This window comes from Mycobacterium sp. E796 (genome assembly GCF_001672815.1).
GTDB lineage: Bacteria > Actinomycetota > Actinomycetes > Mycobacteriales > Mycobacteriaceae > Mycobacterium.
The window spans coordinates 1-8,139 of the sequence record NZ_LZKK01000241.1 but is presented as its reverse complement, the minus strand read 5'-3'; the positions used below and the strand labels follow the sequence as shown (position 1 = coordinate 8,139).

General features: G+C 68.5%; 13 protein-coding genes and 1 pseudogene. 12 read left to right on the top strand and 2 right to left on the bottom strand.

Annotated features, from left to right (window positions below; translation table 11 throughout):
* The 11 genes and pseudogenes from A5706_RS33725 to rplO all read left to right on the top strand — a co-directional run.
* Nucleotides 1-351 (top strand): annotated as a pseudogene (locus A5706_RS33725) (hypothetical protein); the annotation flags it as partial.
* A 196-nt stretch (nt 352-547) separates the two neighbouring features.
* Nucleotides 548-916, top strand: a complete 369-nt coding sequence (gene rplN / locus A5706_RS18115) for a 50S ribosomal protein L14 (RefSeq protein ID WP_003403649.1) — start codon at nt 548-550, stop codon at nt 914-916.
* Nucleotides 917-1,234, top strand: a complete 318-nt coding sequence (gene rplX / locus A5706_RS18110) for a 50S ribosomal protein L24 (protein ID WP_068133219.1) — start codon at nt 917-919, stop codon at nt 1,232-1,234.
* On the top strand, nt 1,234-1,797 hold the full coding sequence (gene rplE / locus A5706_RS18105) for a 50S ribosomal protein L5 (protein WP_068133215.1): 564 nt from the start codon (nt 1,234-1,236) through the stop codon (nt 1,795-1,797). Before rplX ends, rplE begins: the two co-directional genes overlap by 1 nt.
* A 4-nt stretch (nt 1,798-1,801) precedes the next feature.
* Nucleotides 1,802-1,987 (top strand): type Z 30S ribosomal protein S14, encoded by a 186-nt coding sequence (locus A5706_RS18100; protein WP_011739072.1) that lies wholly within the window; start codon nt 1,802-1,804, stop codon nt 1,985-1,987.
* A gap of 19 nt (nt 1,988-2,006) precedes the next feature.
* Nucleotides 2,007-2,405, top strand: a complete 399-nt coding sequence (gene rpsH, locus A5706_RS18095) for a 30S ribosomal protein S8 (protein WP_067158795.1) — start codon at nt 2,007-2,009, stop codon at nt 2,403-2,405.
* Nucleotides 2,406-2,415: 10 nt separating this feature from the next.
* Entirely contained in the window at nt 2,416-2,955 is a 540-nt protein-coding gene (rplF, locus tag A5706_RS18090; protein ID WP_068104467.1) for a 50S ribosomal protein L6, read from the top strand.
* Between the two features lie 41 nt (nt 2,956-2,996).
* Complete coding sequence (gene rplR, locus A5706_RS18085; protein ID WP_156767209.1) at nt 2,997-3,365, top strand: 50S ribosomal protein L18; 369 nt, start codon at nt 2,997-2,999, stop codon at nt 3,363-3,365.
* A 40-nt stretch (nt 3,366-3,405) separates the two neighbouring features.
* The gene (gene rpsE / locus A5706_RS18080; protein ID WP_068104472.1) at nt 3,406-4,101 is read left to right on the top strand and encodes a 30S ribosomal protein S5; all 696 of its coding nucleotides are present in this window, start codon (nt 3,406-3,408) and stop codon (nt 4,099-4,101) included.
* Nucleotides 4,098-4,280, top strand: coding sequence for a 50S ribosomal protein L30 (gene rpmD / locus A5706_RS18075; protein ID WP_068104474.1), 183 nt, complete (start codon nt 4,098-4,100; stop codon nt 4,278-4,280). The genes rpsE and rpmD overlap by 4 nt, the downstream gene beginning before the upstream one ends.
* Entirely contained in the window at nt 4,277-4,717 is a 441-nt protein-coding gene (gene rplO / locus A5706_RS18070; RefSeq protein WP_068133210.1) for a 50S ribosomal protein L15, read from the top strand. The genes rpmD and rplO overlap by 4 nt, the downstream gene beginning before the upstream one ends.
* On the opposite strand, the gene A5706_RS18065 is transcribed toward rplO, so the two are convergent.
* On the bottom strand, nt 4,718-5,647 hold the full coding sequence (locus tag A5706_RS18065) for an LLM class flavin-dependent oxidoreductase (RefSeq protein ID WP_068133206.1): 930 nt from the start codon (nt 5,645-5,647) through the stop codon (nt 4,718-4,720).
* Nucleotides 5,648-5,685: 38 nt separating this feature from the next.
* Between A5706_RS18065 and sppA the strand changes: the two genes are divergently transcribed.
* Complete coding sequence (sppA, locus tag A5706_RS18060; protein ID WP_068133203.1) at nt 5,686-7,449, top strand: signal peptide peptidase SppA; 1,764 nt, start codon at nt 5,686-5,688, stop codon at nt 7,447-7,449.
* Here sppA and A5706_RS18055 read toward each other — a convergent pair.
* The coding region (locus tag A5706_RS18055; protein ID WP_068133200.1) for an SAM-dependent methyltransferase at nt 7,446-8,139 on the bottom strand (694 nt) is incomplete at its 5' end. The genes sppA and A5706_RS18055 overlap by 4 nt on opposite strands.

Sequence of the window (8,139 nt, the reverse complement as noted above, 5' to 3'; positions counted from 1 at the left end):
ACCTTCTTCGGCTGGACGGAAAAGCAACTGGCCGACGGGACGCTGATCTTGACCTCCCCGGCCGGGCACACCTATGTGACCACCCCGGGCAGCGCGCTGCTGTTCCCGAGTTTGTGTCGCGGCGTCGGCGGTGTCTTCCCGGCCGCCGAGGCCGACCCGCCGCACGACTATTGCGCCGAGCGGGCCGCGATGATGCCCAAACGCCGGCGCACCCGCGCCCAAGACCGCGCCTCCCGCATCGCCACCGAACGCCGCCACAACCGCGACGCCCGCCTGGCCCGAAAAGCCCAAATCCCCGACTACTTCGCCCTGCCCCCACCCACCGACGACGAAGAACCACCACCCTTCTAGGCGAATTTGGCTCTGAGCTGGTCGTCCCCTAGACTCTAGGGGTTGCCTTGGGCAGACCTCGGCCGGTAAGCGAAAGCACTATCGGCCCCGCGTGCCCTTAGGTGACAAAGACCGCGCACGTCAGGTTTTTGGTGAGCACTGCTCATTGAGACGTTTTCTCCTGCCGTGCACATATGAAACCAGGTCAGGAGATCGAGTGATTCAGCAGGAATCGCGGCTGAAGGTTGCCGACAACACCGGCGCCAAGGAGATCTTGTGCATCCGGGTGCTCGGCGGTTCGTCGCGACGCTACGCCGGCATCGGTGACGTCATCGTCGCCACGGTCAAGGACGCCATCCCCGGCGGCAACGTCAAGCGCGGGGACGTCGTCAAGGCCGTCGTGGTGCGCACGGTCAAGGAGCGCCGGCGTCCCGACGGCAGCTACATCAAGTTCGACGAGAACGCCGCGGTGATCATCAAGCCCGACAACGACCCGCGCGGGACGCGCATCTTCGGGCCCGTCGGGCGCGAACTGCGCGAGAAGCGATTCATGAAGATCATCTCGCTGGCCCCGGAGGTGTTGTAGATGAAGGTCCACAAGGGCGACACCGTCCTCGTCATCGCGGGTAAGGACAAGGGTGCCAAGGGCAAGGTGCTGCAGGCGTACCCGGAACGCAACCGCGTGCTGGTCGAGGGCGTCAACCGGATCAAGAAGCACACCGCGGTTTCCACGAACCAGCGTGGCGCCCGCTCGGGCGGCATCGTCACGCAGGAGGCCCCGATCCACGTGTCCAACGTGATGGTGGTCGACTCGGACGGCAAGCCCACCCGCATCGGCTACCGGGTGGACGAGGAAACCGGCAAGCGCGTCCGCGTCTCCAAGCGCAACGGCAAGGACATCTGATGACCACAGCAGAGAAAGTTCAGCCGCGCCTCAAAGTGCGCTACCGCAACGAGATTCGCGATGCGTTGCACAAGCAGTTCGGCTACGGCAACGTCATGCAGATCCCGACCATCACCAAGGTCGTCGTGAACATGGGCGTCGGCGAGGCGGCTCGTGACGCCAAGCTGATCAACGGTGCCGTCAACGACCTGGCGCTGATCACCGGCCAGAAGCCGGAGATCCGCAAGGCGCGAAAGTCCATCGCGCAGTTCAAGTTGCGCGAGGGCATGCCGATCGGCGTGCGCGTGACGCTGCGCGGGGACCGTATGTGGGAGTTCCTCGACCGGCTCACCTCGATCGCGCTGCCGCGTATCCGTGACTTCCGCGGGCTTTCGCCCAAGCAGTTCGACGGCGTCGGCAACTACACGTTCGGACTTGCCGAGCAGTCGGTGTTCCACGAGATCGACGTGGACAAGATCGACCGGGTCCGCGGCATGGACATCAACGTCGTCACCTCGGCGACGACCGACGACGAAGGACGAGCCCTGTTGCGGGCCCTCGGATTTCCGTTCAAGGAGAACTGACTAGATGGCTAAGAAGGCACTGGTTAACAAGGCCGCGCGCAAGCCGAAGTTCGCTGTGCGCGGCTACACCCGCTGCAGCAAGTGCGGACGTCCGCGCGCGGTGTTCCGCAAGTTCGGGCTCTGCAGAATCTGCCTGCGCGAGATGGCGCACGCGGGCGAGCTGCCCGGCGTGCAGAAGAGCAGCTGGTGACGGGACATAGGACGCAACTATGACGATGACCGATCCGATCGCCGACTTCCTGACGCGTCTGCGCAACGCCAATTCGGCGTATCACGACGAGGTGACGTTGCCGCACTCGAAGATCAAGGCCAACATCGCCCAGATCCTCAAGAACGAGGGCTACATCAACGACTTCCACACCGAAGACGCTCGGGTCGGCAAGTCGCTGGTCGTCCAGCTCAAGTACGGGCCGAGCCGGGAACGCAGCATCGCCGGCCTGCGCCGCGTGTCCAAGCCGGGGTTGCGGGTGTACGCGAAATCCACCAACCTGCCGCGCGTGCTCGGCGGACTGGGCGTCGCGATCATCTCGACCTCGTCGGGTCTGCTCACCGACCGTCAGGCAGCCAGACAGGGCGTGGGCGGCGAAGTCCTCGCGTACGTGTGGTGAGGGGTTAAACATGTCACGTATTGGTAAGCAGCCGGTTCCGGTCCCCTCCGGAGTCGACGTAACGATCGACGGCCAGAACGTCTCGGTGAAGGGCCCCAAGGGCAGCCTGAATCTGACCGTCGCCGAACCGATCACGGTGGCGCGCAACGACGACGGCGCGATCGTGGTCACCCGCCCCAACGACGAGCGGCGCAACCGCTCGCTGCACGGGCTGTCGCGCACCCTGGTGTCCAACCTGGTCACCGGCGTGACGGAGGGCTACACCGTCAAGATGGAGATCTTCGGTGTCGGCTACCGCGTGCAGCTCAAGGGCTCCAACCTCGAGTTCGCGCTGGGCTACAGCCACCCCGTCGTGATCGAGGCGCCGGAGGGCATCACGTTCGCGGTCCAGTCACCGACGAAGTTCACGGTCACCGGGATCGACAAGCAGAAGGTCGGTCAGATCTCGGCGAACATCCGCCGCCTGCGCCGCCCTGACCCGTACAAGGGCAAGGGCGTGCGCTACGAGGGCGAGCAGATCCGCCGCAAGGTCGGAAAGACAGGTAAGTAGTCATGGCGCAAACGAAGACGGCCGCCCCGGCCGGAAAGCCGGTGGGGCAGAACGTATCCGCGACGCGGCGGGTCTCCCGGCTGCGCAGGCACGCGCGGCTGCGCAAGAAGCTTGCGGGCACCCCGCAGCGCCCGCGGCTGGTGGTGCACCGCTCCGCGCGGCACATCCACGTGCAACTGGTCAACGACGAGAACGGCACCACGCTGGCCGCGGCGTCGTCGATCGAGGCCGACGTGCGTGGCCTGGACGGCGACAAGAAGGCGCGCAGCGTGCGGGTCGGTCAGTTGATCGCCGAGCGCGCCAAGGCCGCCGGCATCGAGACCGTGGTCTTCGACCGCGGGGGGTACACCTACGGCGGACGGATCGCCGCGCTGGCGGATGCCGCGCGCGAGAACGGATTGCGATTCTGATGAACAACATGAGCCTGATGACAACTGGAAGGACCGCATAATGGCGGAACAGTCGGCCGGCGGGCAGGGCCCGGACAGCCGCGACAGCCGCGACTCGCGCGGTGACGGCCGCGACAGCCGCGGCCGGCGCGACGGTGGTGGCCGCGGCGGTCGTGACCGCGACGGCGAGAAGAGCAACTACCTGGAGCGGGTCGTCGCCATCAACCGCGTCTCCAAGGTGGTCAAGGGTGGACGGCGATTCAGCTTCACCGCTCTGGTCATCGTCGGCGACGGCAACGGCATGGTCGGCGTCGGCTACGGCAAGGCCAAGGAGGTGCCGGCCGCGATCGCCAAGGGTGTCGAGGAGGCGCGCAAGGGCTTCTTCCGGGTCCCGTTGATCGGCGGCACCATCACGCACCCGGTGCAGGGTGAGGCGGCCGCGGGCGTCGTGCTGCTGCGTCCCGCCAGCCCGGGTACCGGCGTCATCGCCGGCGGCGCGGCCCGCGCCGTCCTGGAATGCGCTGGGGTGCACGACATCCTGGCCAAGTCGTTGGGCAGTGACAACGCGATCAACGTGGTGCACGCGACCGTGGCCGCGCTCAAGCTCCTGCAGCGTCCCGAGGAGGTGGCCGCTCGCCGCGGACTGCCGATCGAGGACGTCGCCCCGGCCGGCATGTTGAAGGCGCGCCGGGAAAGCGACGCACTGGCCAGTGCGGCGGCGGCGCGTGAGGCTCAGATTTCAGGAGCGCAGCCATGAGTCAGCTCAAGATCACCCAGGTGCGCAGCACCATCGGTGCTCGCTGGAAGCAGCGCGAGAGCCTGCGGACCCTGGGCCTGCGGCGGATCCGCCATTCGGTGGTCCGTGAGGACAACGCACAGACTCGCGGCCTGATCGCGGTGGTGCGCCACCTCGTCGAGGTGGAGGAGGCCAAATGACCATCAAATTGCACGACCTGAAACCCGCACCCGGGTCGAAGAAAGCGCGCACCCGTGTCGGTCGCGGCGAGGGCTCCAAGGGCAAGTCGGCCGGCCGCGGCACCAAGGGCACCAAGGCCCGCAAGAACGTGCCGGCGACCTTCGAGGGTGGCCAGATGCCGATTCACATGCGGCTGCCCAAGCTCAAGGGATTCCGGAATCGGTTCCGCACCGAGTACGAGATCGTCAACGTCGGCGACATCAACCGGCTGTTCCCGCAGGGCGGTTCCGTCGGCGTGGACGAGCTGGTGGCCAAGGGTGCGGTTCGCCGCAACTGTTTGGTCAAGGTCCTCGGTGACGGCACGTTGACCGTCAAGGTCGACCTGTCCGCGCACAAGTTCAGCGGCAGCGCGCGCGAGAAGATCACCGCGGCCGGCGGCTCGGTCACCGAGCTGTAGTCAGCTCAGCTGCGGAATGACCTCCGCGGCAAGGCGTTCCATCTGTTCGCGGTTCTCTCCTACGTCCGCGCCGACGGGGTTGAGTAGCAGGTACTCGGCCCCCGCGTCGATCACCTCGCGCAGCCCGCGTACCACGTCGTCGGGCGTGCCCGACACCGGCACGTCTTCGCCGCCGGGAATGGTATCGCCGTAGATGCGATGCAGCCCCGCGAGCACCCGCTCCCGGGCCCGCGCCGCGTCGTCGTCGACCGTCAGGTAGACCCGCTTGCCAATGGTGAAGTGGGCGGGGTCCTTTCGTTGTTCGGCGAGTTCGCGGCGCACCACGGCGACGGCCCCGGCGAACGCCTCGGTGGTCGACGAGCCCGCGCCCAGAAACGAATCACCGTGGCGCACCGCCCTGGCCAGCGCCTTGGGGGCCAGCCCGCCGAACCAGATCGGCGGATGCGGCCGCTGCACTGGCTTCGGCTGGATGGGCAGGTCGTCGACGTCGCGGAACCGCCCGTGAAACGTCACCCGGGGCGCGTCGGACCAGGCCGCCTTCATCAGCTCCAAGCCCTCGGTGAAATACGAGATGTACGTTGCCTTTTCGACGCCGAAGGCATCGAATCGGCGAAAGCCGCCGCCGGCCCCGACCCCGATGTCCAACCGCCCGTGGCTGAGCCGGTCGACGGCGGTGGCGGACGAGGCCAGCTGCAGCGGATCGTGCAGCGACGTCACCAAGACGGCGACCCCGAGGCGTAGCCGCTCGGTGCACGCGGCGCAATACGCCAGCAGCTCCAGCGGCGCCAGCAGCGGCGCCTCGCCGATGATCTGCTCAAGCACCCAGCCGCCCTCGAACCCGAGCTCCTCGGCGCGGGCAAGGTAGGCGCGCAGACCGGGCGCGTCGAAATCGTCGTAGTCGAATTGGGGGATCGCGATGGAAAACCTCACCCGACCACCGTACGGCGCCCGATCGGTAGGCTGCGAACATGTTCGGTTTCCTGCCCTCGGTCCCAAGTCTCGACGACGTCCGCGCCCTGGCCGGCCGCGTCGACACGGCGCGCCACCACGGCGTGCCCAACGGCTGCGTCCTCGAGTTCGACCTGCGCTCGGCGCCGCCGGAGACCACCGGCTTCGACCCGACGGCGATCATCACCGGGGGCAACCGCCCGATGTCGCTGCGCGACACCGTCGCGGCGATCCACCGCGCCGCCGAGGACCCGCGGGTCGCCGGGCTGATCGCGCGCGTGCAGCTCGCGGCGGCGCCGCCGGCCGCGGTCCAGGAACTGCGGGAGGCGATCGCGGCGTTCGCCGCCGTGAAGCCGTCGCTGGCCTGGGCCGAGACCTACCCAGGCACGCTGTCCTACTACCTGGCCTCGGCGTTCGGCGAAGTCTGGATGCAGCCCTCGGGAAGTGTCGGGCTGATCGGCTTCGCGAGCAACGCCATGTTCCTGCGCGACGCGCTCGACAAGGCGGGGATCGAAGCCCAGATCATCGCGACGGGCGAATACAAATCGGCGGCAAACCTTCTGACCGAGGGCGGCTTCACCGAGGCCCACCGCGAGGCCGTCACGCGGATGCTCGAGAGCCTGCAAGAGCAGGTGTGGGGAGCGATCGCCGAGTCGCGCAAGGTCGAGCCGGAGGCGCTCGACGAGCTGGCCGACCGGGGCCCGCTGCTGCGTGACGACGCGGTGGCCTCGGGCCTCGTCGACCGGATCGGATTCCGCGACGAGGCCTACGCCCGGATCGCGGAACTGGTTGGCGTGCAGGATGGTTCGGACGAAAGCACCCCGCCGCGGCTCTACCTGGCGCGCTACGCCGGCGCGGCCCGGCCGCGACTGACCCCGCCCGTGCCGTCGGTCCCAGGCCGCCGGCCCAAGCCGACGCTGGCCGTGGTCACCATCGACGGCACGATCGTCACCGGACGCGGTGGCCCGCAGTTCCTGCCGCTGGGCACGTCGACCGCCGGCGCCGACACCATTGCGGCGGCGCTGCGGGAGGCCGCCGCCGACGATGCGGTGTCCGCGATCGTGTTGCGGGTGGACAGCCCGGGGGGCGCGGTCATCGCGTCGGAGACCATCTGGCGTGAGGTGGCAAGGGCGCGCGAGGCCGGCAAGCCGGTGGTGGCCTCGATGGGTGCCGTGGCGGCGTCCGGGGGCTACTACGTCGCGATGGGCGCCGACGCGATCCTGGCCAACCCGGGCACGATCACCGGCTCGATCGGCGTGATCACCGGCAAGCTGGTGGTGCGCGACCTGAAGGATCGCCTGGGCGTCGCGTCGGATACGGTGCGCACCAACGCGAATGCCGATGCCTGGTCGGTCGACGCGCCGTTCACGCCGGAACAGCGCCGGCATCGCGAGGCCGAGGCCGACCTGCTCTACAGGGACTTCGTGGAACGGGTCGCCGAGGGCCGCAAGTTGAGCGGTGAAGCCGTTGAACTCGTTGCGCGGGGCCGGGTCTGGACCGGCGCCGACGCCCTCGAACGGGGCCTGGTCGACGAGCTCGGCGGCTTCCGGGCCGCGGTGCGCCGGGCCAAGGTCCTGGCCGGCCTGGACGAGGACGCCGAGGTACGCGTCGTCAGCTATCCCGGGTCGTCGCTGCTGGACCTCGTCCGTCCGCGGGCCTCGTCGCAGCCAGCGGCGGCGTCGCTGGGCGCGCTGCTGGGCCGCTCGATCGCCGGGATCCTCAACAATGTCGAGCAGACGCTGGGCGGCGTCAGCGCGCTGTGGCTGGGAAACCCGCGACTCTAACCCGCGAGCCGGCCGCTGATGAAGATGATCTCGCCGAGCGGATCGTCCTGCTCCGGGGGTGGTACCTCGATGTCGTTGCGCCGGAACAGTTCCGTTCGCTCGACGCCCTCGGCGTCCCAGCCCTTGGACCGCAGGTAGTCGACGACGTGGTTGCGTTCCCCGGTGTAGACCAGTGACGCCATGTCGACGTCGACGCCGTGCTCCCGGAATACGCCGGCCATGTCCTGCACCCGGCTGGCGTCGAAATCGATGATGCCGGGGACGAATTCGGTGGCGACGGTGCTGCCGGGCGCGCTGAGCGCGGTGATGTTGTCGAACAGCCGGTCCTGGGCCTCCGGCGGCAGGTAGATCAGCAGGCCCTCGGCCAACCAGGCGGTCGGCGCCGTCGTGTCGTGCCCGGCCTCCCGCAGCGCGGCCGGCCAGTCTTGCCGCAGATCGACCGCGACGGTGTGCCGGGCGGCGGTGGGTTCGGCGCCGATGCCGGCCAGCGTGGTGGTCTTGAACTCGATCACCTGCGGCTGGTCGATCTCGTAGACCACCATGCCGTCCGGCCACGGCAACCGGTAGGCGCGCGAGTCGAGGCCGGATGCCAGGATGACCGCCTGGCGCACGCCGGCGCCGACCGCGTCGATGAAGTAATCGTCGAAATACTTGGTGCGCACCGCCATTCCGTCGGCCATCGCCTGCATG

Excerpts from the sequence above, each read along its gene's own strand:
- rplX (WP_068133219.1), top strand. The coding sequence starts at position 917 with ATGAAGGTCCACAAGGGCGACACCGTCCTCGTCATCGCGGGTAAGGAC.
- rplE (WP_068133215.1), top strand. The coding sequence starts at position 1,234 with ATGACCACAGCAGAGAAAGTTCAGCCGCGCCTCAAAGTGCGCTACCGC.
- A5706_RS18100 (WP_011739072.1), top strand. The coding sequence starts at position 1,802 with ATGGCTAAGAAGGCACTGGTTAACAAGGCCGCGCGCAAGCCGAAGTTC.
- rpsH (WP_067158795.1), top strand. The coding sequence starts at position 2,007 with ATGACGATGACCGATCCGATCGCCGACTTCCTGACGCGTCTGCGCAAC.
- rplF (WP_068104467.1), top strand. The coding sequence starts at position 2,416 with ATGTCACGTATTGGTAAGCAGCCGGTTCCGGTCCCCTCCGGAGTCGAC.
- rpsE (WP_068104472.1), top strand. The coding sequence starts at position 3,406 with ATGGCGGAACAGTCGGCCGGCGGGCAGGGCCCGGACAGCCGCGACAGC.
- rpmD (WP_068104474.1), top strand. The coding sequence starts at position 4,098 with ATGAGTCAGCTCAAGATCACCCAGGTGCGCAGCACCATCGGTGCTCGC.
- rplO (WP_068133210.1), top strand. The coding sequence starts at position 4,277 with ATGACCATCAAATTGCACGACCTGAAACCCGCACCCGGGTCGAAGAAA.
- sppA (WP_068133203.1), top strand. The coding sequence starts at position 5,686 with ATGTTCGGTTTCCTGCCCTCGGTCCCAAGTCTCGACGACGTCCGCGCC.